The sequence below is a fragment of the Pseudomonas putida genome, from assembly GCF_025905425.1.
Classification (GTDB): domain Bacteria; phylum Pseudomonadota; class Gammaproteobacteria; order Pseudomonadales; family Pseudomonadaceae; genus Aquipseudomonas; species Aquipseudomonas putida_AF.
The window spans coordinates 3,949,947-3,975,032 of sequence record NZ_CP109603.1 but is presented as its reverse complement, the minus strand read 5'-3'; the positions used below and the strand labels follow the sequence as shown (position 1 = coordinate 3,975,032).

The 25,086-nt window shown below is 63.5% G+C and carries 28 protein-coding genes and 1 riboswitch; of the genes, 22 read left to right on the top strand and 6 right to left on the bottom strand.

The window, feature by feature from the left end; all coding sequences use genetic code 11:
• Window positions 1-40 precede the first annotated feature (40 nt).
• On the top strand, window positions 41-874 hold the full coding sequence (mazG, locus tag OGV19_RS17710; protein ID WP_264309938.1) for a nucleoside triphosphate pyrophosphohydrolase: 834 nt from the start codon (window positions 41-43) through the stop codon (window positions 872-874).
• 26 nt (window positions 875-900) lie between these two features.
• Window positions 901-1,440 (top strand): DUF2058 domain-containing protein, encoded by a 540-nt coding sequence (locus tag OGV19_RS17705; protein WP_264309937.1) that lies wholly within the window; start codon window positions 901-903, stop codon window positions 1,438-1,440.
• Window positions 1,441-1,498: 58 nt separating this feature from the next.
• On the opposite strand, the gene OGV19_RS17700 is transcribed toward OGV19_RS17705, so the two are convergent.
• The 4 genes from OGV19_RS17700 to purM all read right to left on the bottom strand — a co-directional run bounded on the left by OGV19_RS17700 (window position 1,499) and on the right by purM (window position 4,287).
• Window positions 1,499-1,681 carry a hypothetical protein gene (locus OGV19_RS17700; RefSeq protein ID WP_264309936.1) on the bottom strand — a complete coding sequence of 61 codons (183 nt, stop codon included), beginning with the start codon at window positions 1,679-1,681 and terminating at the stop codon, window positions 1,499-1,501.
• A 175-nt stretch (window positions 1,682-1,856) separates the two neighbouring features.
• Entirely contained in the window at window positions 1,857-2,567 is a 711-nt protein-coding gene (locus OGV19_RS17695) for a DUF3108 domain-containing protein (protein WP_264309935.1), read from the bottom strand.
• Window positions 2,568-2,575: 8 nt separating this feature from the next.
• A complete protein-coding gene (gene purN, locus OGV19_RS17690) occupies window positions 2,576-3,229 on the bottom strand; it encodes a phosphoribosylglycinamide formyltransferase (RefSeq protein ID WP_264309934.1) in 654 nt (217 codons plus the stop codon).
• Window positions 3,229-4,287, bottom strand: a complete 1,059-nt coding sequence (purM, locus tag OGV19_RS17685) for a phosphoribosylformylglycinamidine cyclo-ligase (protein WP_264309933.1) — start codon at window positions 4,285-4,287, stop codon at window positions 3,229-3,231. Before purM ends, purN begins: the two co-directional genes overlap by 1 nt.
• A 331-nt stretch (window positions 4,288-4,618) precedes the next feature.
• Between purM and OGV19_RS17680 the strand changes: the two genes are divergently transcribed.
• The 5 genes from OGV19_RS17680 to OGV19_RS17660 all read left to right on the top strand — a co-directional run bounded on the left by OGV19_RS17680 (window position 4,619) and on the right by OGV19_RS17660 (window position 9,064).
• Entirely contained in the window at window positions 4,619-5,674 is a 1,056-nt protein-coding gene (locus OGV19_RS17680) for a DUF2066 domain-containing protein (protein WP_264309932.1), read from the top strand.
• 12 nt (window positions 5,675-5,686) lie between these two features.
• On the top strand, window positions 5,687-6,760 hold the full coding sequence (locus OGV19_RS17675; RefSeq protein WP_264309931.1) for an AI-2E family transporter: 1,074 nt from the start codon (window positions 5,687-5,689) through the stop codon (window positions 6,758-6,760).
• Window positions 6,761-6,910: 150 nt separating this feature from the next.
• Complete coding sequence (gene hda, locus OGV19_RS17670; RefSeq protein ID WP_264309930.1) at window positions 6,911-7,618, top strand: DnaA regulatory inactivator Hda; 708 nt, start codon at window positions 6,911-6,913, stop codon at window positions 7,616-7,618.
• Between the two features lie 127 nt (window positions 7,619-7,745).
• Window positions 7,746-8,387 (top strand): C40 family peptidase, encoded by a 642-nt coding sequence (locus tag OGV19_RS17665; RefSeq protein ID WP_264309929.1) that lies wholly within the window; start codon window positions 7,746-7,748, stop codon window positions 8,385-8,387.
• Between the two features lie 140 nt (window positions 8,388-8,527).
• A complete protein-coding gene (locus OGV19_RS17660) occupies window positions 8,528-9,064 on the top strand; it encodes a C40 family peptidase (RefSeq protein ID WP_264309928.1) in 537 nt (178 codons plus the stop codon).
• 10 nt (window positions 9,065-9,074) lie between these two features.
• Here the strand turns inward: OGV19_RS17660 and OGV19_RS17655 are convergent, their stop codons facing one another.
• A complete protein-coding gene (locus OGV19_RS17655) occupies window positions 9,075-10,391 on the bottom strand; it encodes a PQQ-dependent sugar dehydrogenase (protein ID WP_264309927.1) in 1,317 nt (438 codons plus the stop codon).
• Between OGV19_RS17655 and OGV19_RS17650 the strand changes: the two genes are divergently transcribed.
• The 15 genes from OGV19_RS17650 to OGV19_RS17580 all read left to right on the top strand — a co-directional run bounded on the left by OGV19_RS17650 (window position 10,381) and on the right by OGV19_RS17580 (window position 24,778).
• Entirely contained in the window at window positions 10,381-13,083 is a 2,703-nt protein-coding gene (locus tag OGV19_RS17650) for a dermonecrotic toxin domain-containing protein (RefSeq protein WP_264313966.1), read from the top strand. The two genes, OGV19_RS17655 and OGV19_RS17650, sit on opposite strands and share 11 nt — an antisense overlap.
• A 117-nt stretch (window positions 13,084-13,200) precedes the next feature.
• Window positions 13,201-13,423: riboswitch (cobalamin riboswitch) on the top strand.
• Window positions 13,424-13,542: 119 nt separating this feature from the next.
• Window positions 13,543-14,154, top strand: a complete 612-nt coding sequence (cobO, locus tag OGV19_RS17645; protein WP_095064096.1) for a cob(I)yrinic acid a,c-diamide adenosyltransferase — start codon at window positions 13,543-13,545, stop codon at window positions 14,152-14,154.
• A complete protein-coding gene (locus OGV19_RS17640; protein WP_264309926.1) occupies window positions 14,151-15,446 on the top strand; it encodes a cobyrinic acid a,c-diamide synthase CobB in 1,296 nt (431 codons plus the stop codon). The genes cobO and OGV19_RS17640 overlap by 4 nt, the downstream gene beginning before the upstream one ends.
• Complete coding sequence (bluB, locus tag OGV19_RS17635) at window positions 15,443-16,093, top strand: 5,6-dimethylbenzimidazole synthase (protein WP_264309925.1); 651 nt, start codon at window positions 15,443-15,445, stop codon at window positions 16,091-16,093. The genes OGV19_RS17640 and bluB overlap by 4 nt, the downstream gene beginning before the upstream one ends.
• The gene (gene cbiB, locus OGV19_RS17630; protein ID WP_264309924.1) at window positions 16,090-16,998 is read left to right on the top strand and encodes an adenosylcobinamide-phosphate synthase CbiB; all 909 of its coding nucleotides are present in this window, start codon (window positions 16,090-16,092) and stop codon (window positions 16,996-16,998) included. Before bluB ends, cbiB begins: the two co-directional genes overlap by 4 nt.
• Entirely contained in the window at window positions 16,991-17,983 is a 993-nt protein-coding gene (gene cobD / locus OGV19_RS17625; protein ID WP_264309923.1) for a threonine-phosphate decarboxylase CobD, read from the top strand. Before cbiB ends, cobD begins: the two co-directional genes overlap by 8 nt.
• A complete protein-coding gene (locus OGV19_RS17620; RefSeq protein ID WP_264309922.1) occupies window positions 17,980-19,434 on the top strand; it encodes a cobyric acid synthase in 1,455 nt (484 codons plus the stop codon). The genes cobD and OGV19_RS17620 overlap by 4 nt, the downstream gene beginning before the upstream one ends.
• Window position 19,435: 1 nt before the next feature.
• Entirely contained in the window at window positions 19,436-19,957 is a 522-nt protein-coding gene (cobU, locus tag OGV19_RS17615) for a bifunctional adenosylcobinamide kinase/adenosylcobinamide-phosphate guanylyltransferase (RefSeq protein ID WP_264309921.1), read from the top strand.
• Entirely contained in the window at window positions 19,954-21,009 is a 1,056-nt protein-coding gene (gene cobT / locus OGV19_RS17610; protein ID WP_264309920.1) for a nicotinate-nucleotide--dimethylbenzimidazole phosphoribosyltransferase, read from the top strand. Before cobU ends, cobT begins: the two co-directional genes overlap by 4 nt.
• A complete protein-coding gene (cobC, locus tag OGV19_RS17605; protein WP_264309919.1) occupies window positions 21,006-21,572 on the top strand; it encodes an alpha-ribazole phosphatase family protein in 567 nt (188 codons plus the stop codon). The genes cobT and cobC overlap by 4 nt, the downstream gene beginning before the upstream one ends.
• A gap of 1 nt (window position 21,573) precedes the next feature.
• Window positions 21,574-22,308, top strand: coding sequence for an adenosylcobinamide-GDP ribazoletransferase (locus tag OGV19_RS17600; RefSeq protein ID WP_264309918.1), 735 nt, complete (start codon window positions 21,574-21,576; stop codon window positions 22,306-22,308).
• A gap of 82 nt (window positions 22,309-22,390) precedes the next feature.
• Window positions 22,391-22,795, top strand: coding sequence for a MarR family winged helix-turn-helix transcriptional regulator (locus OGV19_RS17595; protein WP_264309917.1), 405 nt, complete (start codon window positions 22,391-22,393; stop codon window positions 22,793-22,795).
• A gap of 63 nt (window positions 22,796-22,858) precedes the next feature.
• The gene (locus tag OGV19_RS17590) at window positions 22,859-24,061 is read left to right on the top strand and encodes an MFS transporter (RefSeq protein ID WP_413470103.1); all 1,203 of its coding nucleotides are present in this window, start codon (window positions 22,859-22,861) and stop codon (window positions 24,059-24,061) included.
• Window positions 24,058-24,180, top strand: a complete 123-nt coding sequence (locus OGV19_RS17585; RefSeq protein ID WP_264309916.1) for a hypothetical protein — start codon at window positions 24,058-24,060, stop codon at window positions 24,178-24,180. Before OGV19_RS17590 ends, OGV19_RS17585 begins: the two co-directional genes overlap by 4 nt.
• A gap of 46 nt (window positions 24,181-24,226) precedes the next feature.
• Window positions 24,227-24,778 carry a glutathione peroxidase gene (locus OGV19_RS17580; protein WP_264309915.1) on the top strand — a complete coding sequence of 184 codons (552 nt, stop codon included), beginning with the start codon at window positions 24,227-24,229 and terminating at the stop codon, window positions 24,776-24,778.
• A gap of 17 nt (window positions 24,779-24,795) precedes the next feature.
• Here OGV19_RS17580 and OGV19_RS17575 read toward each other — a convergent pair whose 3' ends face one another.
• A complete protein-coding gene (locus tag OGV19_RS17575; RefSeq protein WP_264309914.1) occupies window positions 24,796-25,056 on the bottom strand; it encodes a DUF2798 domain-containing protein in 261 nt (86 codons plus the stop codon).
• Window positions 25,057-25,086 lie beyond the last annotated feature (30 nt).

The following is a 25,086-nucleotide window of genomic DNA, read 5'->3' as shown; positions in this document are numbered from 1 at the left end:
GCTTGCCCGCGAAGGGCGCACCACCGAAGGACCTGTTCAGATGACTTACACCCTCGAAGACCTGCTGCACCTCATGGCCCGCCTGCGCGACCCGCAGTATGGCTGCCCGTGGGACTTGAAGCAGGACTACGCCAGTATCGTTCCGCACACCATCGAGGAAGCCTACGAAGTCGCCGACACCATCGAACGCGGCGATTTCGAGCACTTGCAGGGTGAGCTGGGCGATCTGTTGTTCCAGGTGGTCTACTACAGCCAGCTGGCCCGGGAAGAGGGGCGTTTCGAGTTTGACGGGGTGGTCGACAGCATCACCCGCAAGCTGATCCGCCGCCACCCGCATGTATTCCCCACTGGCGAGCTGTACGCACCGGTGGACACACCCAGCCTGAGCGAGGCCCAGGTCAAGTCGCGCTGGGAAGAGATCAAAGCCGAGGAGCGCGCCGAAGCAAGCGAACCCGAACAGCTGTCGTTGCTCGATGATGTGCCAGCGGCATTGCCGGCGCTGTCGCGGGCAGCCAAACTGCAGAGGCGTGCGGCCACGGTCGGTTTCGACTGGCCCGACGCATTGCCGGTGCTGGACAAGGTGCGCGAGGAGCTGGATGAAGTCCTGCAGGCCATGGCCGACGGTGATGCCGATGCGCTGGAAGATGAAGTGGGTGATCTGCTATTTGCCACCGTCAACCTGGCTCGCCACCTCAAGCACGACCCGGAGCACGCCCTGCGCCGCGCCAACCGCAAGTTCGAGCGACGTTTTCGTTTTATCGAACAGGCGTTGCGCGACAGCGGTCGACCCATCGAAGATTGTAGCCTTGACGAGCTGGATACCCTTTGGGGTGAAGCCAAACGTCAGGAAAAGAACCTGCCCAGCTGCGGCTGAGCTGTTGCATAAGTGAGTGAACATTCATGAGCCTTTCCCTTCGCGACCAATTGCTCAAAGCCGGTCTGGTCAACCAGAAACAGGTCTCGCAGACCAACAAAGCCCAGAAGAAACAAAAGCGCCTGGAGCACAAAGGCCAGGTCGAGGTGGACGACACCCAACAGCGCCTGGCCAAGGAAGCCATGGCCGAGAAGGCCAAGCGTGACCAGGAGCTGAACCGTCAGCAGCAGGAAAAGGCCGAGCAGAAGGCCCGTGCCGCGCAGATCAAGCAGTTGATCGAAGCGACCCGCCTGCCCAAGCTCAACAGTGAGGACTACTACAACTTCGTCGACGACAAGAAGGTCAAGCGCATTGCAGTCAATGCCCTGATGCGCAGCAAGCTGAGCAATGGCTCGCTGGCGGTGGTCTCGTTTGCTGGCGGCTACGAAGTGATTCCACGTGAGGCGGCGGTGAAGATCCAGGAGCGCGACCCTCATCGCGTGCTGCTGCTCAACACCCATGTCGAGGAAGCCGACGAGGATGACCCGTATGCGGCATACAAGATCCCTGACGACCTGATGTGGTAAGCAGCAAAAACCCCGCCTAGGCGGGGTTTTTTTATTCAAAGACTGTGGCATTGCTGGCTCATTGTGTAGCGCGCTGACTTTCCAAGTCTTCAAGCTCTACACGGTAAAGGTGGGCTTCGTGTTCATTGTGGAACATCCCCACCAGTTGGCCTTGCTGGTGCACATCCCAGATCCGCACGCCAGCGGCTAGGCCTTCGTGGGACATTTTCGATTCGTCGCGTTCGGTTACTTGGACTGTCATCGGTAAACTCCACTTTTCAGTTAGCTGCGGCACTGTGTCGCAGGTCTTCTTTATAGAGTTTGTTAGCAGGCTAAGTAAATAAAACGGCCATGAAACAAGTTTCATGAAACGTAAATGTCAGGCAAAAAGAAGCCCCGCACAAGGCGGGGCTTCGGATGCATCTGGCAGTGCCGGATCAGTTTCCCTTCACCGACTTGCCATCGACCGTACCTTCCTGCAGCACGATCACGTACTCCTTGCCATCGGTTTCGACCTGGCGCAGTTGCACCAGCAGGTAGTCCCAGTTCTTGGCGAACCACAGCTCGGTGATGCGCTTGCTTTGGCTTGGGTCGCGCACGCGCTCGACCTTGACCGCATCGACCTGGCCGGTCTTGGTGGTGACCTTCTCGGTGCCCAGTACGCGGAAATCGTAGGTGTCGATCTCGTCACCGTCGACCACCTGGTAGGTCATGCTCTTCTTGCCGGCCGCCACGTCATGCTGCAGCGCCAGTTGATAAGACGACTTGTCCAGCACGCCGCGGTTGAGCGGCAGGCTGACGGCATCGCCACGGTCGCTACCGGTGACTTTCTTGCTGTTCCAGTCAAAGTTCAGGTCGACCTTCTTCGCCTTGCCCAGGCCGCCACGTTCGAAGTGATACTTCTGCGGCAGCAGGGTGTCGTTTTCCAAGCGCAGGGTGCTTTGCTCGGTCAGGCTGGCGATCATCATGGAGGCCCTGAAATTAAGGTTCCAAGTACCGTTGGCATTTTTGACCAGGCTGCGTTCGGCGGTGCCGCTCATGGGCAGTTGCTTCCAGTCGGCGGTGTAGCTGGCCGAGAAAGGCTTCAGATCAGCTGCCTGGAGGGGCAGGGCGAGCACGGCGAGAGCCAAGAGCAGGGCGCGACGCATAAAATCTCCTAGGGTCGAATCAAATGACCGCTGGCCGCCAGAGGCTGGCCATCCAGTAACGCACCGTGCTCACCCAGACGCAAGCGTCCTTCGGCGAACCAGTGCACCGCCAGCGGGTAAATCTGGTGTTCCTGGTGGTGAACCCGATGGGCCAGGCTTTCAGCAGTGTCGTCCGACGTCACCGGTACCACAGCCTGTACGACCAGTGGGCCGCCATCGAGTTCCTCGGTGACGAAGTGTACGCTGCAGCCGTGCTCGGCGTCGCCTGCCTCCAGGGCCCGGCGGTGGGTATGCAAGCCCTTGTACTTGGGCAGCAGCGACGGGTGGATATTGAGCAGGCGGCCCTGATAGTGGCGCACGAAGTCGCCACTGAGGATGCGCATGAAACCGGCCAGCACCACCAGGTCGGGCGCAAAGCCGTCGATGCGCGCCATCAGCGCCGCATCAAAGGCTTCGCGACCGTCGAAACCGGTGTGGTCCAGTACGGCGGTGTCGATGCCCGCTGCTGCGGCGCGTTGCAGGCCGTAGGCGTCGGCACGGTTGGAAACCACCGCGCGGATGCGCACCGGGCTGTCGTCACGGCGGCAGCTGTCGATCAGGGCTTGCAGGTTGCTGCCGGAACCCGACAGCAATACCACTACATTACAGGTCTTGCTCGGCATCAGTGTGCCTTGAGGTTTTGCAGCTCGACCTGGGCGGCGCCTTCGGCGGCTTCGGCGATATGGCCGATCACCCATGGCTGCTCACCGGCGGCGCGCAGTTCGTTCAGGGCGGTTTCGACCTGGTCCTGGGCCACGCAGATGACCATGCCCACGCCGCAGTTCAGTACGCGGTGCATTTCGTGCTCGTCGACGTTGCCTTTTTCCTGCAGGAAGTCGAACACTACAGGGCGCTGCCAGCTGGCCACGTCAACCACGGCCTGGGCGTTTTTCGGCAGTACGCGCGGGATGTTGTCCAGCAGGCCGCCACCGGTGATGTGGGCCATGGCCTTGACCGCGCCAGTGTTCTTGATCAGTTGCAGCAGCGGTTTGACGTAGATGCGGGTTGGCGCCATCAGCAGGTCGGTCAGTGGCTTGCCGTCGAGCTGGGTGTTCTCGATGTCGGTGCCGGACACTTCGAGGATCTTGCGGATCAGCGAGTAGCCGTTGGAGTGCGGGCCGGAAGACGGCAGGGCGATCAGCGCGTCGCCGGTGGCAACCTTGGAGCCGTCGATGATCTCGGCCTTTTCCACCACGCCGACGCAGAAACCGGCCAGGTCGTAGTCTTCGCCTTCGTACATGCCAGGCATCTCGGCGGTTTCGCCGCCGACCAGCGAGCAGCCAGCCAGTTCACAGCCGGCACCGATGCCGGTAACCACCGTAGCGGCGACGTCGACGTTGAGCTTGCCGGTGGCGTAGTAGTCGAGGAAGAACAGCGGCTCGGCGCCGCACACCACCAGGTCGTTGACGCACATGGCGACCAGGTCCTGGCCGATGCTGTCGTGTTTGTTCAGGTTCAGCGCCAGGCGCAGCTTGGTGCCGACGCCGTCGGTGCCGGAGACCAGAACCGGCTGCTTGTAGCCGGCCGGGATCTCGCAGAGGGCGCCGAAGCCACCCAGGCCACCCATGACTTCAGGGCGTGCGGTGCGTTTTGCCACGCCCTTGATGCGTTCGACCAGTGCTTCGCCGGCGTCGATGTCTACACCGGCGTCCTTGTAGCTCAGGGAGGGTTGCTTGCTCATTGATCCAGGCCTTTAGGAGGGAGGGATTCTTAAAAACGACCATGACGGCCAAGGCCGGCTTGGAAGCGACGGCTGCCTGAAACGTCAGAGGTCTGCGAAGGCGCGCGATTTTATCAGGGTTGCCGTGCAGCGGCCATCCTCAGGCCGACGGGCAGGGCGGTAAATTGCTGAAAAACGCTGATCGAGCCATGCGGGTGGTTGATACTGCTGCTTCTGTATAAGCTGCAAACAGCGAGCCTCACGCGCCGGGCATTGCAGGTGGGTGCTCGGCCTGCTTTTTTCTTGCAGCTTGAAGCTTGTGGCTTGAAGCTCGACTGGACAGGAATCCTTCATGCGTTTTCTTAATTATCTGGCAGCAGGTTGCCTTGCCCTGGTGGCTGTCACCGCGCAAGCCGAAACCGTCTCCGGGCTTTATCAAGTGCGTGAGCCGCTCCAAGGCCAGGGCGCAGAAGCCCGTACTCAGGCCACTGGCAAGGCCCTCGAAACCTTGGTCCAGCGCCTGACCGGCGACCCGAAGGCGGCGCAAAGCCCAGCATTGGCCGAACTGCGCAAGGATCCGCAGCAAATCATCAATCAGGTCGGCACCGAAGCCGGCCCGCCCGAGTCTGTGCTGGTCGAGTTCGACCCCGGCAGTACCGAGCGTGCACTGCGCAAGGCCGGCCTGGCCCTGTGGGGCAGCAACCGGCCGTCGATCCTTGGCTGGTGGCTCAACGACAGCGTCGAGGGCAGCAACCTGGTGGGTGACGGTCAGGCCGCTGCCCAGCCTCTGCGTCGTGCGGCCCAACACCGAGGCTTGCCATTGCGCCTGCCGTTGGCCGACCTGCAGGAGCAGTTGGTGGCCAACGCCAAGCAAATCGAAGGCAATGACCCAAAACCGCTACGCGAAGCCTCCGAACGCTACGCAGCGGATGCCTTGCTGGCGGTCCACGCCCAAGAGGCGGAGGGCAAATGGCAAGGCAAATGGCAGTTGTGGGTGGGCGACCAGCACGAGCAGGGCAATGCCGAGGGCGCCGACCAGGCTGCCTTGGCCGACGCGGTGATGCAGGCGGTGAGCAGCCGCCTGGCGCCGCGTTATGTGACCCGCCCGGGCGCCAGCAGCCAGCTGCAGCTTCAGGTGCAGGGGATGAACCTGCAGCGCTATGCCGAATTGAGCCGGGTGCTTGAACCTTGCGGCCCGCGGCTGAAGATGGCCGAAGGCAGCACGCTGACTTACGGCGTCACTGCCAATCGCGAACAATTGCGTGCCCAGCTTGGCCTGGCCAAGCTGCAGGAAGTACCGGTCGAGGCAGCCCCTGTCGCTCCGGCGGCCCCGGCACCTGCCCCTGGCGTCAACCCGGAGCAGCCCGCAGCGCCCAAGCCGTTCGACGGCCTGCGTTTTCGCTGGTAAGGAGTAGCGACCGTGACCGATATGCGCCGTTGGATCTGGCTGGGTGCGGCACTGCTGATCGCCGTGCTGTTATATAGCCTGCACAACATCCTTACCCCCTTTTTGATCGGCATTCTGCTGGCTTATCTGGCAGACCCGCTGGTTGACCGTCTGGAACGTTTGGGGCTGTCTCGTACCTGGGGCGTGGTGGTGGTATTCAGCCTTTTCACCCTGGTGTTCATGGCCTTGCTGTTGGTGCTGGTGCCGATGCTGGCCAAGCAGCTGGTGCGCCTGTACGAGCTGGCACCGCAGATGCTTGACTGGCTGCAGCACGTGGCGCTGCCTTGGGTGCAGCACCGCCTTGGCCTGGCCGATGGCTTCTGGAAGTTCGACAAGATCAAGGCCGCCATTGGCGAGCACATGGGCCAGACCACCGACATCGTCGGCATCGTACTGTCCCAGGCGACCGCTTCGAGCCTGGCCTTGATCGGCTGGCTGGCCAACCTGGTACTGATCCCGGTGGTGGGCTTCTACCTGCTGCGTGACTGGGACCTGATGATGGCCAAGCTGCGCAGCCTGTTGCCACGCCAGCGCGAGTCGCAGGTCGTGGGGTTGGCGGAAGAATGCCATGAAGTGCTGGGCGCGTTCGTCCGTGGCCAACTGATGGTGATGCTCGCGCTGGGCGTCATCTACTCGGCCGGGCTGATGCTGGTGGGGCTCGAACTTGGCCTGTTGATAGGCATGCTGGCGGGGTTGGCAGCCATTGTGCCGTACATGGGCTTCATCATTGGTATTGGCGCGGCGTTGGTTGCCGGGCTGTTTCAGTTCGGTGGCGACCTGTACCCGATGCTGGGCATCGTTGCGGTGTTCATGGTGGGCCAGGTGCTTGAGGGTACGGTGCTGACGCCGTTGCTGGTGGGTGACCGCATCGGCCTGCACCCGGTGGCGGTGATTTTCGCCATTCTTGCCGGCGGCGAACTGTTCGGCTTTACCGGTGTGCTGCTGGCGCTGCCGGTGGCGGCGGTGATCATGGTGCTGCTGCGGCATGTGCATGATTTGTACAAAGAGTCGGACATGTATGACGCCGATGTCGATCCGCAGCTGTAAGTTGGCCGGGCAGGGCAGCCAGAACATGACGCAACCTGTTGATTTTGCTTGTGCTCTTCTGCTCCCTGATTGTGCCGCCCGCGTTGCGGGTATAGACTTTGCACACTGTCCAGCAAAGGCCCCCTGTGGTCCCAGCGACCACCCGCGAGCATGAAACCACCGATCCAGTTGCCCCTGGGTGTGCGCCTGCGCGATGACGCCACCTTCATCAACTACTATCCGGGCGCCAATGCCGCGGCATTGGGCTACGTCGAGCGTCTTTGCGAAGCCGACGCCGGCTGGACCGAGAGCCTCATCTACCTGTGGGGCAAGCAGGGTGTTGGCCGCACCCACCTGTTGCAGGCCGCCACCCACCGTTTCCAGCAATTGGGCGAGCCCGCCGTCTACCTGCCGTTGGCGCAGTTGGTCGAGCGCGGTGTCGAGTTGCTCGATCACCTCGAACAATACGAGCTGGTGTGCATCGACGACCTCCATGTGATTGCCGGCAAGGCCGATTGGGAAGAGGCCATGTTCCACCTGTTCAACCGCCTGCGCGACAGTGGCCGTCGTTTGCTGCTGGCGGCCTCCAGCTCGCCCCGCGAATTGCCCATCAAGCTGGCCGACCTCAAGTCGCGGCTGACCCTGGCGCTGATCTTCCAGATGCGTGGCATGTCCGATGAGGACAAGCTGCGTGCCCTGCAGCTGCGTGCGTCGCGCCGTGGCCTGCACCTCACCGATGAGGTCGGCCACTTTATCCTGACCCGCGGTACCCGCAGCATGAGCGCACTGTTCGATCTGCTCGAGCGCCTCGATCAGGCTTCGCTGCAGGCACAGCGCAAGCTGACCATTCCTTTTCTCAAGGAAACCCTGGGCTGGTAAGCCCCTGAAAATCCTGGGCCAGAGCGGTAAAACGAAAAAGTCACATCTTTTTCGATAAAATTTGCAAATGGCCATGATAGAGGGCATAGTTTCACCCCTCTAAAGGATTACAGACACGGTCGTGCCCATGCTAAAGCGCTTCGCACCCCTCGTGCCCCTCGCACTCGTGACCCTGCTTTTTGGCTGCGCGGCCCAAGGCCCGGTATCCCAGCCCCAGGATCACACCCCGATCTCCGCACAATCGGCGTTCAAGGCCAAAGCCTCGTCTTCGTCCGTATTCGGCGAACCGGAAGAGCTGGCCACTGAAGATGACCTGGAGGCGTTCTCCAGCAACAGCAAGCCTTATCAGCTGCCGGTTCTGGCTGACAGCATTCTCGAGCGCGGCATGGCCCTGATCGGCACCCGCTACCGCTTCGGTGGTACCTCGGAGAAGTCCGGCTTCGACTGCAGCGGCTTTATTGGTTACCTGTTCCGCGAAGAAGCCGGCATGACCTTGCCGCGTTCGACGCGCGAAATGATCAACGTCGATGCCCCGAAAGTGGCCCGCAACAAGCTCAAGCCAGGCGACCTGCTGTTCTTCAGCACCAATGGCCGCGGTCGCGTCAGCCATGCCGGTATCTACCTGGGTGACAATCAGTTCATCCACTCCAGCAGCCGCCGCAGCGGTGGCGTGCGCATCGACAGCCTCGGTGATCGCTACTGGAGCAAGACCTTCATCGAAGCCAAGCGTGCCTTGGCGATGGCGCCGACTAACATCGCGCGCAACTGATACCAAAACGAAATACCCCCGCCGCGGCGGCGATGCTTTGAAAAAAGCTCGCCGCCGTGCGCATTTACAGAAAGCGTCTAATCTAAATTCTCAACTCTTTTCGGCCGCAGCGCAGCGGTCTCAGACAGGATGTTCTGGCCATGGCAATGATGGCGCGCTTCGCATTCCTTTCCCTGGTGGCATTGCTTGCTGCCTGCTCCAGTCGCGCCCCTGCGCCGGCTCCTACGGTTCAGCAGCCGAAGGTTACCTACAGCCAGCCTGATGGTTCGCCGATCGCCGACGACGTGTTGATCCGCGCGATCGGGCTGGTGGGCACGCCTTATCGATGGGGCGGCAATACGCCCGACTCCGGTTTCGATTGCAGCGGCCTGATCAAGTATGTCTATCGTGATGCCGCCGGCATCAGTTTGCCGCGCTCGACGCGGGAGATGATTGTCATGCGCGCGCCGACCGTGGATGCGAAGGCGCTGCAATCGGGCGACCTGGTGTTCTTTGCCACCAGTGGCGGCTCGCAGGTCAGCCATGCCGGCATCTACGTGGGGGAGGGGCGTTTTGTGCACGCACCGTCCACGGGTGGGACGGTGCGCCTGGACTACCTGTCCAACAGCTATTGGGCCAAAGCGTATCTGCAAGCCAAGCGCGTGATTGTTCAGGGGCACCTGGCGCAGAACCCCTGAGGTACTGCGCCTACCGGGCCTTGCTCACTCGCCAGATGACGTTCCCCACGTCATCGGCCACCAGCAGCCCACCGCGCTGATCGTTGGCCACGCCTACCGGACGCCCCATGGCCTTGCCATCGGTATTCAGGAACCCCGTCAGCAGGTCGACCGGTTTGCCGGCAGGTTCGCCTGCCGTGTTGAACGGCACAAAAATCACTTTGTAGCCACTGTGCGGCTTGCGATTCCACGACCCGTGCTGGCCCACGAATGCCCCTTGCCCGAACGGTGGTGGCAACACGCCAGGTTCAGCGAATGTCAGCCCCAGCGATGCCGTGTGCGGGCCGACTGCGTAGTCCGGCACAAGTGCCTGGGCGACTTTCTGCGGGGCTTGCGGTTCTACGCGCTGGTCGACGTGTTGCCCGTAATAGCTGTAGGGCCACCCATAGAAACCGCCGTCCTTGACTGACGTGATGTAGTCCGGCACCAGGTCGCTACCGATCTCGTCACGCTCGTTGACCGCCGTCCACAGCGCCCCGCTGTGTGGCTCCCAGGCCAGGCCGTTAGGGTTGCGCAGGCCGGTGGCAAACAAACGCTGCTGGCCGCTCGCAGGGTCCACCTCCCAGATCGCCGCACGCCCTTGTTCCTTGTCCAGGCCGTTTTCCCCCACATTGCTGTTGGAGCCAACTGTCACGTAGAGCTTCTTGCCATCGGGGCTGGCGATCACGTTCTTGGTCCAGTGATGGTTAAGCGGCCCGCCTGGCAGCTCGATCACCTGCTGGCCGTCATCGCGGATCTGCATGGCCCCAGGCTCGTAGTGAAAGCGCAGCAGCTTGTCGGTGTCGGCGACGTAGAAGTCCTTGCCCACCAATGCCATGCCAAAGGGCGAATTGAGCCCTTCGATGAAGGTTGTGCGTATTTCTGCGACGCCATCATGGTCGGCATCGCGCAGCAAGGTGATGCGGTTGGCGCTGGGCACGCCAGCGCCGGCGCGTTTCATCGCCTTGCCCATCACCCAGCCACGGATGCCTTTGCCATCTTCAGGCTTGGCTGGTGCATTGGTCTCGGCCACCAGAACGTCGCCGTTGGGCAGTACATAGAGCCAGCGCGGGTGGTCGAGCTTGTCGGCGAAGGCCCTGACTTGTGTGCCTGTTGCTGCCTTGGGTTTGCCGCCGTCCGGCCAGCCGATGGCGGGTGCGATGTTGACGGTCGGGATCAGCGTCTTGTTGGGCGCGGGCAGTTGCGGCGAGGGGCCGCTGCCATCCATCACGTCAAGGTGGGCGGTGTCGCTACAGCCCGCCAGGCAGGCGCCAAGCGCCCAGGGTAAGAGGATACCGATGCGTTTCATGTGCGCCGCGCTCCGAAGTTGCTTTCTCACTATTCAGAGCACGGCTGAACAGCAGTGGTTCAGCCTGCGGCGGCACACATCTACCACTCTGCGCGGGCTCAGGCAGCAACGATGGTTGCCCGACAATCAAGGTTTGGAGTGGAGCATGGGCGATATCAACGATAAAGCGCGCCGCAGCCTGGCAGCAATGGACGCAGCCGCGCCTCTGGCACAACTGATGAGTACCATTTTAGATGATTTCCCTGACCCGTATGCGCTGGCCGGCAAGCATGCAGCGCGTCTCCTGCTCAAGCACACGGGGAGGGCGATGGACCCTCGGTTCGTTTGGTGGCATCAGTTCAACACCGAAAGCTCCAGCCCCCGGGCATTCACCGGCTGGCAGCACAGCGGGCCACCCCAGAAGTCCATGGTGCTGGACGAATTGGTGATCAATCGATTCGATGCATACTTCCAGGACGCCAGCGACGAACTCGACCTGCGCGGTGGTTTCTACCGTCAGGGGCCGCATGCAATAACCTTTGATGAGCGCAATGAAGTACCCATGCTCGGCAGTGAAGTGCAAAAAGACTTGTGGGCGCTGGATTTCGCGGTGCTCTACCGTGCTGACGTCGAGCGTTATTGGTCGAACTATGGCGCCAATTTTCACATTGTTGCCAAGTTCAATCTGCTAGGGCAGGCGGCTACTGCGCTGAACCGGGGCAAAATCTTGCTGCTCGACTGGGAGCGCTTGCGGGCAATGATAAGCGACACATTAGCCAATGAAGCGTTGCCAACACTGGCGGGGCTGCAGCAGGGGGCGACGCGTAGCGTGTTGACGGTCAACCGCTACGTCTTCGGTGACGGTGACAGGTGGTGCCTGTTCAGTTTGGTCGCACCGGATGGCCGGGTACTGGCGTTCATGCCCTGGTCCGACGAAGCGCTACAAGGCTTCGATTCCGAGGCGGCGATGGCCAGTTGGCTGTGCTGGCAACTGCAATCGAGCGCCAAGCTCGATGCGTTTGTCAGCGGCGCGCACAGCAACCACCGCGATGCTGACGCAAAGCGCCTGATCAGGGTGCACCTGCAAGGCATTGCTGGGAGCCGCTCGGATGAAGCCGCATTGATTGCCTTGTCCTTGTTCAAAAGGCCGCTGGCTTCGGAGCTTTTCACCTACCTGGTCGACCAAGCGAAGCTCGATATGCAAGGTAATGCTCGGCTGATGCAGGACAATGCCAGCTTGCGCAAAGGCATGCTCAGTGGCTATCTGTCGGCCTTTCTTGGGGTCTTTGGTGGCCTTGCGCCCTTGGGCTGGCCCCTTTCTCTCATGCTGCTCGGTGCCAGTGCTGGCAAGGTGGCACTCGATGTGGATGAAGCCCTGCATGCAACTGACGAGCGCAGCCGCAAGCAGGCGCTGCGCGCGGCAATGCTGGAAAGCGTGTTCGCGAGCATGAACCTGCTGGATATCAGCTTTCAGTCGAGTTTTGCCTCCCTGTCTTATGAGGCGCCGCCCCATGAAACCGGCGTTTCACTCCAGCATTGGCAATGGGCGGATGCGTCGACCCTGCCCGTGGAGGTGCGCGACGCCAATACCGTGCTCATTGGCGAGCCGGACCAAGCAGGCCGCTTGCGTGGTATTCAGGTCAATGACGATGGCAGTTGCTGGATCACCCTGCAGGGCCTGCCTTACCGCGTGCGTTACAGCCATGGGTTGGCGGTGTGGCTGGTGGTGTCGGCGGATAATCCGTTCGCTTTCAGTCCGCTGCACCCTGTGCGCTTGAACGAAGCGGGCGAATGGGAACTGCTGGCACCCCCACGCTTGCTCGGCGGTGCTCCCCCGACAGTGGAGGGTATGCAGAGCTTGGTTTCACCGTTCTGGGATACCTACACGCAGGCGAACGCTGTGCAAAGCAAGAAGCTGTCCGGTTTTGCGCTGGAGCGGCAGAAGGGCTTGTTGAAATCCTGGCCAATCGCTGAGCTGCCACGCGGGCGGGCGCCGGACCTCGATGTGCGAAACCTGGATTGCGTGAAAATCGCGGGGCGCACGCACTATTCCTACCGCTATGGGCCTGAGTACTTCAATGCGGTGATTGACTACTACACCAGCGATGAGTCGAAGGTGAACGATGTGTTCCGTTCCGGGAGCTATCGATATGGTGATGAGGATGACTACATCGTCGACCTGGCCGATAGCCTCGAACAGTTGCCCAAAAGCAACCAGGTCAGGCTTTACCGGGGTGGCCATCGTTCTCGGGGTACCGGCGGTGAAGGTTATCGACGCGGTGAGCTGCAGGTTGGCGATGTGCTGGTCAATACCGACTTTACCTCGTTTACCGAGAACCCTTACATGGCTACAGAGTTCGCCTGCTTGCCTTACCCGAACGTGCCAGGAGGCCTGCCTGGGCTATTTGATGACAGTTCGGTAGTGTTCGAACTCCCTGCAGGTGAGTACCACGGCGCGACACCGGTCAGCGCCTTTTCGTCTTTCCCGGAAGAGGCCGAAACGCTGTTCCTACCGGGTAATTACTTTCGCATCGATGCCTTGCAGCAGGTCTATGGTGAGTACTATCGCTTCATCAAGGTCACCTTGAAGCAGACGATCAAGCCTGCTTTGGGGCCGGTATACGATTTGCGTACCGGGCTTGCCTTCGACATGGCGGCTTATCGTGAACAGATTCGAACACCGGGACTGGTACAGCGCTTCTTTCCCGCTTGAAGCCGCGAGCGCCGCTCCGTTGGGCTATTCCAGGCTCAGGGGGCGGCGCTCGATAGGTGCACTGCCACTGCTCAGAAGGCAAGCGTGTTCGATTGACGCTCCCGCCCCAACCCTCTAACCTTCGCGCGTGTTTCAGGTGCCCTGCCGGCCTCGACTGTGCAGGGTGAAACTGGGAAGCCGGTGGGCGCCTGCCAAGGTGCGATTCCGGCGCTGCCCCCGCAACGGTAGGTGAGTCAAAGGTCGCGCACAGCCACTGGATGCCAGCATCCGGGAAGGCGCGCAGGCCGGGGCCAAGGCCCGCTCACAAGCCCGGAGACCGGCCTGATACAGCCAACGGCATCACGGAGGGTGATGCGCGGTGCACCGTGGCGTCTGGCCGCGGCTCCTGCGCGCTCTCCGTCTGCCTGCCTATCGACCTGTCGCTGCGCTTCGCGTGGCCTCAGCCTGCGGAGACCCCTGATGAGCGAACCCACCGAACGCGACGAACGCCACCTGGCGCGCATGCAGCGCAAAAAGGCGATCATCGACGAACGCATCGCCAATTCCCCCAATGAATGCGGCCTGTTGTTGGTGCTGACCGGCAATGGCAAGGGCAAGAGCAGCTCGGCCTTCGGCATGCTCGCCCGCGCCCTGGGCCATGGCATGCAGTGCGGCGTGGTGCAGTTCATCAAAGGCCGCAACAGCACCGGTGAAGAGCTGTTCTTCCGGCGCTTCCCCGAGCAGGTGCGCTATCACGTGATGGGCGAAGGTTTTACCTGGGAGACCCAGGACCGCCAGCGCGACATCGCCGCCGCCGAAGCCGCCTGGGCGGTTTCGCGCCAGCTACTGCAGGACCCGACGGTGCAGTTCGTGGTGCTCGATGAATTGAACATCGCCCTCAAGCATGGCTACCTCGACCTCGACCAGGTGCTTAGCGACATCCAGGCCCGCCCGCCGATGCAGCATGTGATCGTCACCGGCCGCGCCGCCAAGCCCGAAATGATCGAGCTGGCCGATACGGTCACCGAGATGGGCATGCTCAAGCACGCATTCCAAGCGGGTATCCGTGCGCAAAAGGGCGTTGAATTGTGAGTGAGCTGCGACATTGCCCGGCCGTACTGATCGCGGCGCCGGCTTCCGGCCAGGGCAAGACCACCGTTACCGCGGCCTTGGCCCGCCTGCACCGCAACCTCGGGCGCAAGGTGCGGGTGTTCAAGTGTGGGCCTGATTTTCTCGACCCGATGATCCTGGAGCGTGCCAGCGGTGCGCCGGTCTACCAGCTCGACCTGTGGATGATCGGCGCGCAGGAAAGCCGCCGCCTGCTGTGGGACGCAGCCGGGGAGGCCGACCTGATCCTGATCGAAGGGGTCATGGGGCTGTTCGACGGTACCCCGTCGAGCGCCGACCTGGCGCGCCACTTCGGCGTGCCGGTGCTGGCGGTGATTGACGGCACGGCCATGGCCCAGACCTTCGGAGCCCTGGCCCTGGGGCTGGCGCGCTACCAGGCCGACCTGCCGTTCGCCGGTGTGCTGGCCAACCGGGTCGGCAGCCTGCGCCATGCGCAACTGCTCGAAGGCAGCCTGACCGAGGGGTTGCGCTGGTACGGCGGTCTGTCGCGTGAGCGCGGTATCGAACTGCCCAGCCGCCACCTGGGCTTGGTCCAGGCCAGTGAACTGAACGACCTGGATGCCCGCCTGGATGCCGCGGCCGAGGCGTTGGGCGCCAGTTGCGATGCTGCGTTACCACCGCCTGTGGCGTTTGCCGAGCCTGAACCGCAGCCGGCCTACGCTTCATTGGCCGGTGTACGCATTGGCGTGGCTCGGGACGAGGCGTTTGCTTTTACTTATGGTGCCAACCTCGACCTCCTGAACAACCTGGGGGCAGAGCTGGTGTTTTTCTCGCCGTTGCACGACCGTGAATTGCCAGCCGTGGACAGCCTGTACTTGCCAGGTGGTTACCCCGAGTTGCACCACCACGCGCTGGCGGCCAATACGCCAATGTGCGCGGCGATCCGTGACCATCATGCGCAAGGCAAGCCATTGCTGGCTGAGTGTGGCGGCATGCTCTACCTGCTCGACGCACTGACCGACGTGGCGGGTGAGCGTGCTGAGCTGCTAGGCCTGCTGGCGGGCGAGGCGACCATGCAGAAACGCCTGGCGGCCCTGGCGCTGCAGGCGGTAGAGCTGCCGGAAGGCACCCTGCGCGGCCATACCTACCACCACTCCCTGACCAGCACCGATCTGACGCCGATCGCTCGCGGCCTGAGCCCCAACGGCGGGCGCGGCAACGAGGCGGTCTATCGCCTGGGGCGCCTGACAGCTTCCTACGTGCACTTCTACTTCCCCTCCAACCCTGACGCGGCGGCGGCGCTGTTGCGACCATGAGCGAGCACGCTTTCAGCGACGCCGAGCGCGCCGCGCTCTACCGGGCCATCGGCGAGCGCCGCGACATGCGGCATTTTGCCGGTGGCGAGGTGGCCCCAGCGCTGCTCGGCCGCCTGTTGGCCGCAGCACATCAGGCACCGAGCGTGGGGCTGATGCAGCCCTGGCGTTTCATCCGCATCACCCAGCGTGGCCTACGTGCGCGCATCCAGGCACTGGTCGAGCAGGAGCGGGTACGCACCGCCGATGCCCTGGGCGAACGGGCCGATGAATTCATGACCCTCAAGGTCGAAGGCATCAACGATTGCGCCGAAGTGCTGGTGGCCGCCCTGATGGACCAGCGCGAGTCGCACATTTTTGGCCGTCGCACCTTGCCGGAAATGGACCTCGCCTCCTTGGCCTGCGCCATCCAGAACCTGTGGCTGGCGGCGCGTGCCGAAGGCTTGGGGATGGGCTGGGTGTCACTGTTCGACCCCGTGGCACTGGGGGAACTGCTAGGCATGCCTGGCGGGGCAAAGCCTGTGGCCGTGCTGTGCCTGGGGCCTGTGACCGAATTCTATCCGGCACCGATGCTGGTGATGGAAAACTGGGCCCAAGAGCGCCCCTTGAGTGACCTGCTGTATCACGACCAATGGGGAGAGCGGCCATGAGCGTTGCCTTGCTGACCGTGGCCGGGGTGGCCCTGGATGCCTTGCTGGGCGAGCCGCAACGGCGTCATCCGCTGGTGGCCTTCGGCAACATGGCCGCCAACCTGGAACGCCGGCTGAATGCCGGAGGGCGCGGTTGGCGCAGCCATGGGGTGAGCGCCTGGTTCCTCGCCGTGGTGCCGTTGACCCTGGTCGCACTGATCCTGTCGTGGTTGCCGTACATCGGCTGGCTGGTGGATGTGCTGGCGCTGTACTGCGCCCTGGGGCTGCGTAGCCTTGGCGAGCACGTGCTGCCGGTGGCCAACGCGTTGCGCCAGGGCGACCTGGAAGAGGCGCGGCGGCGGGTAGGCTACCTGGTTAGTCGCGAAACCCGCGAGCTGGACGAGCCCGCCGTGGCCAGGGCGGCTACCGAGTCGGTGCTGGAAAACGGCAGTGATGCGGTGTTCGCCGCGCTGTTCTGGTTTGTCGTGGCTGGCGCGCCCGGCGTGGTGTTGTACCGGCTGAGCAATACCTTGGATGCCATGTGGGGCTATCGCAACGAACGTTTCGAACGGTTCGGCTGGTGCGCGGCGCGCATCGACGATGTTCTTAACTATATTCCCGCAAGGCTGGTGGCGCTGACCTACGCGCTGCTCGGCAAGACCCGCCTGGCCCTGGCCTGCTGGCGCAATCAGGGGCCACTGTGGGACAGCCCCAACGCAGGCCCGGTGATGGCGGCGGGTGCCGGCGCGCTGGCGGTCGAGCTTGGCGGCCCGGCGGTGTATCACGGTGAGCTGCACGAGCGGCCGCGCCTGGGCGAAGGGCCGATGGCCGATGCCGACGCCATCGAGCGCGGCTGGAGCCTGGTGCAGCGGGGTGTGTGGCTGTGGGTGCTGCTGATTTGCCTGGGAGCCTACTGCAATGCTTGAACACGGTGGTCGTCTACTGCGTGCGGTGCATCAATACGGTATCGCGCGGGAACATTGGCTCGACCTGTCCAGTGGCATTGCCCCCTGGCCTTACTCGATCCCGCCCATTCCACTCGACGCCTGGGCGCGCCTGCCAGAGACCGAAGACGGTCTGGAAGAAGCCGCCCGGCAGTATTACGGCACTCGCCAGCTACTGCCGGTAGCCGGCTCGCAGGCGGCGATCCAGGCCTTGCCGTTGCTGCGTCCGGCTGGCCGGGTCGGGGTGCTGACCCCTTGCTACGCCGAGCACCCGCACGCCTGGCAGCGGGCCGGGCATCAGCTGGTCGAACTGGATGAAACCGAGGTCGAAGGCGTGCTCGACAGCCTCGATGTGCTGGTGCTGGTCAACCCCAACAACCCGACCGGCCGCCAGGTCAGCCGCGAGCGTCTGCTCGACTGGCATGGCCGCTTGGCGGCCCGTGGCGGCTGGCTGCTGGTCGACGAAGCGTTCATGGACAACACCCCCGTTCACAGCGTGGTCGAGTGCACCGAAAAGCCTGGGTTTATCGTGCTGCGTTCGTTCGGCAAGTTCTTTGGCCTGGCCGGGGTACGGCTGGGTTTCGTCGCGGCTGAACCCAGCCTGTTGCAGCGCCTGGCAGAGCTGCTCGGCCCCTGGACAGTCAGTGGGCCGACGCGGGTGCTGGCCCAGGCCTGTTTTGCCGACCACACCGCCCATCAGTCGCAGATCGAACGCTGCGCCGCCAGTAGCCAGCGGCTCGCCGCGCTGCTGCGCAGTACCGGCCTGGCCCCGAGCGGCGGCTGCGACCTGTTCCAGTACGTGCGCAGCGAACGCGCCGCGCACCTGCATGACTTTCTGGCCCGGCGCGGCATCCTGGTGCGCCTGTTCGAGCGGCCAGCGGCTGTGCGCCTGGGGTTGCCTGCCTGTAGGGCAGACGAACAGCGCCTGGCTCAGGCGCTGGCGGACTATCAAAAGGAAACGGCATGACCACGCTCATGGTGCAAGGCACCACCTCCGATGCCGGCAAGAGCACGCTGGTCACCGCGCTGTGCCGTTGGCTGTTGCGCCAGGGGGTCGGCGTGGTGCCGTTCAAGCCGCAGAACATGGCACTGAACAGTGCGGTGACCGCCGACGGTGGCGAAATTGGCCGGGCCCAGGCCGTGCAGGCCCAAGCGTGCCGACTGGCGCCGCACACCGACATGAACCCGGTGCTGCTCAAACCCAACAGCGACACCGGCGCCCAGGTGATTATCCACGGGCGCGCGGTCACCAGCATGAATGCAGTGGCCTATCACGACTACAAGGCCATCGCCATGCAGGCGGTGCTGGCCTCGCACCAGCGCCTGAGCGCCGCGTACCCAGTAGTCATGGTCGAAGGCGCAGGCTCGCCGGCGGAGATCAACCTGCGTGCCGGCGACATCGCCAACATGGGCTTTGCCGAGGCGGTGGACTGCCCGGTGATTCTGGTGGCCGATATCAATCGCGGCGGGGTTTTCGCTCACCTTGTGGGCACGCTCGAATTGCTCTCGCCGAGTGAGCAGGCGCGGGTCAAAGGCTTCGTCATCAATCGCTTTCGCGGTGACATCGCCTTGCTGCAGCCTGGGCTGGACTGGCTGGAAGCGCGCACCGGCAAGCCAGTGCTGGGTGTGTTGCCGTATGTCACCGACCTGCACCTGGAGGCCGAGGACGGCATCGATGTGCGCCAGGTGGCCAAGGGTGAACGCGTATTGAAGGTGATCGTCCCGGTGTTGCCGCGCATCAGCAACCACACCGACTTCGACCCGCTGCGCCTGCACCCGCAGGTGGATCTGCAGTTCATCGGGCCGGGCCAGTCGATACCGCCTGCCGACCTGATCATCCTGCCCGGTTCGAAAAGCGTGCGTGGCGACCTGGCGCAACTGCGCGAGCGTGGCTGGGATACTGCCATTGCCCGCCACCTGCGCTATGGCGGCAAGCTCATTGGCATCTGCGGCGGCCTGCAGATGCTGGGTACTGACGTGCACGACCCGCTGGGCCTGGAAGGGCCGGCGGGCTCCAGCCCTGGGCTGGGGCTATTGGATTACGCCACGGTGCTGGAGGCCGACAAGCAACTGCGCAACGTCGCAGGTACTGTGACCCTGGAGCACGCGCCGGTTTGCGGCTACGAGATTCATGCCGGCGTCACTCAGGGCCCGGCCCTGGAGTGCCCCGCCGTGCAGCTGGACGATGGCCGCTGCGACGGCGCCATCAGCGCCGACGGGCAGATTTTCGCCACCTACCTGCATGGCCTGTTCGAAGGCAGCCAGTCGTGCGCCGCGCTGTTGCGCTGGGCGGGGCTGGCCGATGCACAGACCATCGATTACCAGGCCCTGCGCGAGCGTGATATCGAACGCCTGGCGGACCTGGTGGAAAAACACCTGGACACCGCGCACCTGCGCACCCTGTGTGGAGTCGCCTGAGATGCGCAACCTGATCCTCGGAGGCGCTCGCTCCGGCAAGAGCCGCCTGGCCGAACAGTTGGCCAGCGACAGCGGCCTGCCCGTGACCTACATCGCCACCAGCGAGCCGCTGGACGGTGAAATGAACGAACGCGTGCGCCTGCATCGTCAGCGCCGGCCCGCTGAGTGGGGGCTTATCGAAGAACCTCTGGCGCTGGCCACGGTGCTGCGCCGCGAAGCCGCCGAAGGGCGCTGCCTGTTGGTGGATTGCCTGACCCTGTGGCTGACCAACCTGTTGATGCTCGATAACGAGCAGCGCCTGGCCGAGGAGCGCGATGCGCTGCTCGACTGCCTTGAGCAGTTGCCGGGCACCGTTATCCTGGTCAGTAACGAAACCGGCTTGGGCGTGGTACCCATGGGTGAACTGACCCGGCGCTATGTTGACCAGGCCGGCTGGTTGCACCAGGCCGTGGCCGTACGCTGTCAGCGTGTGGTGCTGACCGTGGCTGGCCTGCCCCTTATGCTCAAAGGACCTGCACTATGACTCAAGCCTGGTGGCGTGACGCCTGCCAACCTCTCGACAACGCCGCCATGGACCAGGCCCGCGCCCGTCAGCAACAGCTGACCAAACCTGCAGGTTCGCTCGGCCAGCTGGAAGGCCTGGCCGTGCACCTGGCGGGCCTGCAAGGCCGTGAGCGGCCCGTGGTGGACCAACTGGCGATCACAATTTTCGCCGGTGACCACGGCGTGGTTGAGGAGGGCATTTCGGCCTACCCGCAAGCCGTGACCGGGCAAATGCTGCGCAACTTTGTGGGTGGCGGTGCGGCGATTAGCGTGCTGGCGCGGCAGCTGCAAGCCAGCCTTGAAGTGGTTGACCTCGGCACCATTGACCTTGCTCTGGCGCTGCCTGGCGTGCGGCATCTACGCCTGGGCGCCGGCACCGCCAACTTCGCCCGCCAGCCGGCGATGACCGAGCGCCAACTGCAGGCCGCCTTGCAGGCCGGCCGTGACAGCGCCCAGAGGGCTGCCGAACAGGGTGCGCAGTTGTTCATCGGTGGCGAGATGGGCATCGGTAACACCACCGCTGCCGCCGCGTTGGCCAGCACCCTGCTGGGCTGCCCGGCCCGTGAGTTGAGCGGCCCTGGCACTGGCCTGGACAACGCCGGTGTGCGGCACAAGGCTGAAGTCATCGAGCGTGCGCTGATCGTGCATGGCCTGCGTGCTGACGACCCGTTGCAGGCGCTGGCGTGCGTCGGTGGTTTCGAGATCGCCGCCCTGGTTGGTGCTTACATCGCGTGTGCGCAACAGGGTGTCGCGGTGCTGGTGGACGGTTTCATCTGCACTGTCGCCGCGCTGGTGGCCGTGCGCCTCAATCCGCAGAGCCGGGCATGGTTGCTGTTTGCCCACCAGGGCGCCGAGCCTGGGCACAAGGCCCTGCTCGAAGCGCTGCAAGCCGAGCCGTTGCTGGCGCTGGGCCTGCGCCTGGGCGAGGGCAGCGGTGCCGCCCTGGCGGTCCCGCTGTTGCGCCAGGCCTGCGCACTGCACGGGCAGATGGCGACGTTTGCCGAAGCCGCAGTGGCGGACCGCCCGGCATGATCCTTGACCTGTTGCGCCACGGCGAAACGGAGCAGGGCGGGCTGCGTGGCAGCCTTGACGATGCCCTGACTGAAAAAGGCTGGGCGCAAATGCGTGGCGCCGTCGCCGAGGCCGGCCCATGGGAGGTGCTGGTCAGTTCGCCGTTGCAGCGCTGTGCACGTTTTGCCGACGAACTAGGGGCAAGGCTGCACGTGCCAGTACAGCGTGAGGCCGCCCTGCAAGAGCTGCACTTCGGTGACTGGGAAGGCCGCAGTGCGGCGCAGATCATGGAAGACCAGGCTGACGCCTTGGGGCGCTTCTGGGCCGATCCTTACGGCTATACGCCGCCCAACGGTGAACCGGTCAGTGCGTTCGCCGAACGTGTTCTGGCTGGCGTCGAGCGCCTGGGCCAGCAACATGCCGGCAAGCGCGTGCTGCTGGTCACTCACGGCGGGGTGATGCGCCTGCTGTTGGCCCGTGCACGTGGCCTGCCCAGGGAGCAATTGCTCCAGGTGGAAGTTGCCCACGGTGCTCTGGTGCGCCTGGTGCTGCGTGACGACGGCCAATTGGGCGAGGCGCACTGACATGCTGCCGTTCTGGATTGCCCTGCAGTTTCTAAGCAGCCTGCCGGTGCGCTTGCCGGGCATGCCGGAACCGCAGCAAGTAGGCCGCTCGCTGTTGTGCTACCCACTGGTGGGGCTGCTGTTCGGCCTGCTGCTGTGGCTGGCCAGCCATCTGATGCACGGTACGCCCACGGCCCTGCATGCGGCGTTGCTGCTGACCCTGTGGGTGTTGCTCAGCGGCGCCCTGCACCTGGACGGGCTGGCCGACAGCGCCGATGCCTGGCTCGGTGGCTTCGGCGACCGTGAGCGCACGCTGCGGATCATGAAGGACCCGCGCAGTGGGCCGATTGCCGTGGTGACCTTGGTGCTGGTGTTGTTGCTGAAGTTCTGTGCCTTGTGGGTGCTGGTCGAGCGTGGCGTGGGTGTTGAACTGGTGCTGGCGCCGGTGGTTGGACGGGCTGCGATGCTTGGCCTGTTCCTCTGTACGCCTTATGTAAGGGCCGGTGGCTTGGGGCAGGCACTGGCCGAGCATCTGCCACGGTCTGCTGCCCAGTGGGTATTGCTTGGTAGCACCGCCTTGTGTATTGCAGTTGGCGGTTGGAGCGCGACTTGGGTGCTGGTGGCAGCCGGGGGCGTGTTCGCCTGGTTAAGGCACATTATGTGCCGACGTTTGGATGGAACAACCGGTGACACCGCTGGAGCGATGCTGGAGTTGTTGGAGCTGACGGTGGTGGTGGGGTTGGCATTAGGCCTATGAGGTGTCGTCTGTTGCGCAAGACGAGCGTGTGTCTGAATGAAATCTCTTGCAACACTCATGACGCGGGTATATACACGTATCCATGTTGACCAGCGAATGCATCTGCACCCATCTACGCCGTGCCGCCCGTGGGGTGAGCCGGCATTATGACGAGGCCCTTGTCGGCTTCGGCATCAATGTCGCCCAGTTTTCCCTGTTGCGGCACTTGCAGCGGCTCGACCGCCCCAGCATCACCACCTTGGCCGAAGCCATGGGCCTGGAACGCAGTACCTTGGGGCGCAACCTGCGGGTGCTGGAAGCCGAAGGCCTGGTGGCCTTGGCTGGCGGTGACGACCAGCGCAACCGCGTGGTGCTGCTGACCGAGGCAGGCAAAGCGCTGCTGCAAGCGGCTTACCCTGCATGGGAGCAGGCCCAGAGGCTGCTGGTCGAGCGTTTGGGTGCGGGGCAGCGCGATGAGTTGGTGCGTCTGCTGGAGCAACTGGCCTGATTTGATACGACATTAAGCGGGTATATACCCGCAAAACCTTGCGATGTGCTGGAGATAACGACAATGACTTCGGTGTGGCGAACCAGCGGGTGGGTACTGGTGGGGGCAGCGCTGATTCTGGCGTTGTCCTTGGGTGTGCGGCACGGCTTTGGCCTGTTCTTAGGGCCGATGAGCGCCGACTTTGGCTGGGGGCGTGGCGTGTTTGCCTTCGCCATTGCCTTGCAGAACCTCATCTGGGGGCTGGCGCAACCGTTCGCCGGCGCCTTGGCTGACCGCCTGGGGGCGGTGCGCGTGGTGATCATCGGCGGCATCCTGTACGCCGCCGGGTTGATGTTCATGGGGCTGGCCGACTCCGCCTGGTCATTGTCGTTGAGCGCTGGCCTGCTGATTGGTATCGGCCTTTCCGGCACCTCGTTCTCGGTCATCCTGGGTGTGGTCGGGCGCGCCGTGCCGGCGGAAAAACGTAGTATGGCAATGGGTATTGCCAGTGCGGCCGGTTCGTTCGGCCAGTTCGCCATGCTGCCAGGCACGCTGGGCCTGATCGAGTGGCTGGGCTGGTCCGCCGCGTTGCTGGTACTAGGCCTGGTGGTGGCGCTGATAGTGCCCTTGGTTGGCCTTCTGCGCGACCGCCCGCTGCCCAGCCATGGCGCCGAGCAGACCCTGGCCCAGGCCTTGCGTGAAGCCTGCTCGCATTCGGGGTTCTGGTTGTTGGCGCTGGGTTTCTTCGTCTGTGGATTCCAGGTGGTGTTCATCGGTGTGCACCTGCCGGCCTACCTGGTTGACCAGCACCTTACTGCCGCCACGGGCACCACGGTGCTGGCACTGGTCGGCCTGTTCAACATCGTCGGCACCTTCACTGCGGGTTGGCTGGGCGGGCGCATGTCCAAGCCGCGGCTGCTCACCGGGCTCTATCTGTTGCGCGCGGTGGTGATCGTGCTGTTCCTGTGGGCGCCTGTGACCCAGGTCAGTGCCTATGTGTTCGGCATCGCCATGGGCTTGCTGTGGCTTTCCACCGTGCCGCTGACCAACGGCACGGTGGCGACGCTCTTCGGCGTGCGCAACCTGTCGATGCTGGGCGGTATCGTGTTCCTCTTCCACCAGGTTGGCGCCTTCCTGGGTGGCTGGTTGGGTGGGGTGGTGTATGAGCGTACGGGCAGCTACGACCTGGTCTGGCAGATCTCGATCCTGCTCAGCCTGCTGGCTGCTGCCCTCAACTGGCCGGTGCGTGAACGCCCGGTCGCCCGCCTGCAGGCCCAGGCCGCATGAACCGCTACCTGGCTCAGGGGTTGCTGGCCGCTGCCGCGATCGGGCTATTGGCGCTGGTGTGGTGGGGGTGGCACAAGGGTGGGCTGGCGTTGATGCAGCTGGGCATGGGGGTTTGTTAAGCGCTACCCTGCAAGTTCAAGGATTGTCTTGCGGGAGAAACGAACGATGCGTGCACACTGGTTGACGGTGCCTCTGCTGGCCCTGCTTGCTGCCACGTCGAGCTGGGCTGCGGATTGCCCGGCCTTGTTGCAGGGCAGCCTGCCCGAACTGCGTGGCAAGGGGCAGGTGGATCTGTGCCAGCGCTTTGCCGGCAAGCCGCTGGTGGTGGTCAACACGGCGAGCTATTGCGGGTTTGCGCCGCAGTTCGAGGGGCTTGAGGCAACGTACAAGGAGTACCACAAGCAGGGCTTGGAGATGCTCGGTGTACCCTCTAATGATTTCAAGCAGGAAGACGCCGATAGCGAGAAGATCGCCAAGGTCTGCTACGCCAATTACGGGGTGACCTTCACCATGACCAAGGCTCAGCCCGTGCGTGGCAAGGATGCAATACCACTGTTCAGCGAACTGGCGAGCCAGAGCAGTGCGCCGAAGTGGAACTTCTACAAATATGTGGTGGACCGCAAGGGCAAGGTGATCGGTAATTTCTCCAGCCTGACCAAGCCGGATGATCCTGACTTCCGGGCTGCGATCGAGAAGGCTATCGCGTCGCAGCCGTAACGCCTGCAGGTGCCTGTTCAGTGAGGGTGAACGGTGATCGCCACCAGTCGCACCACCATCGGCCTGACCATCAGCACGCAGACAAACGCCACCGGCATGGCCAGTTGGTAAGCCTTTAGCACGTTGCTCAGATACTGCGGGTTCACGCCGGCATTGGCTGCTGTGATTACAAAGCACATCAACAACGCCATGATCGACGACATGTAAAACGCGAACACGTAGGGCGTGGCACTGGGGCGCAGTTTGCGCCGGCTGCGGGCCTGGGACAGGTTGTTCATGCAAGCTCCTGAATGATGAGTGAAGGCGCA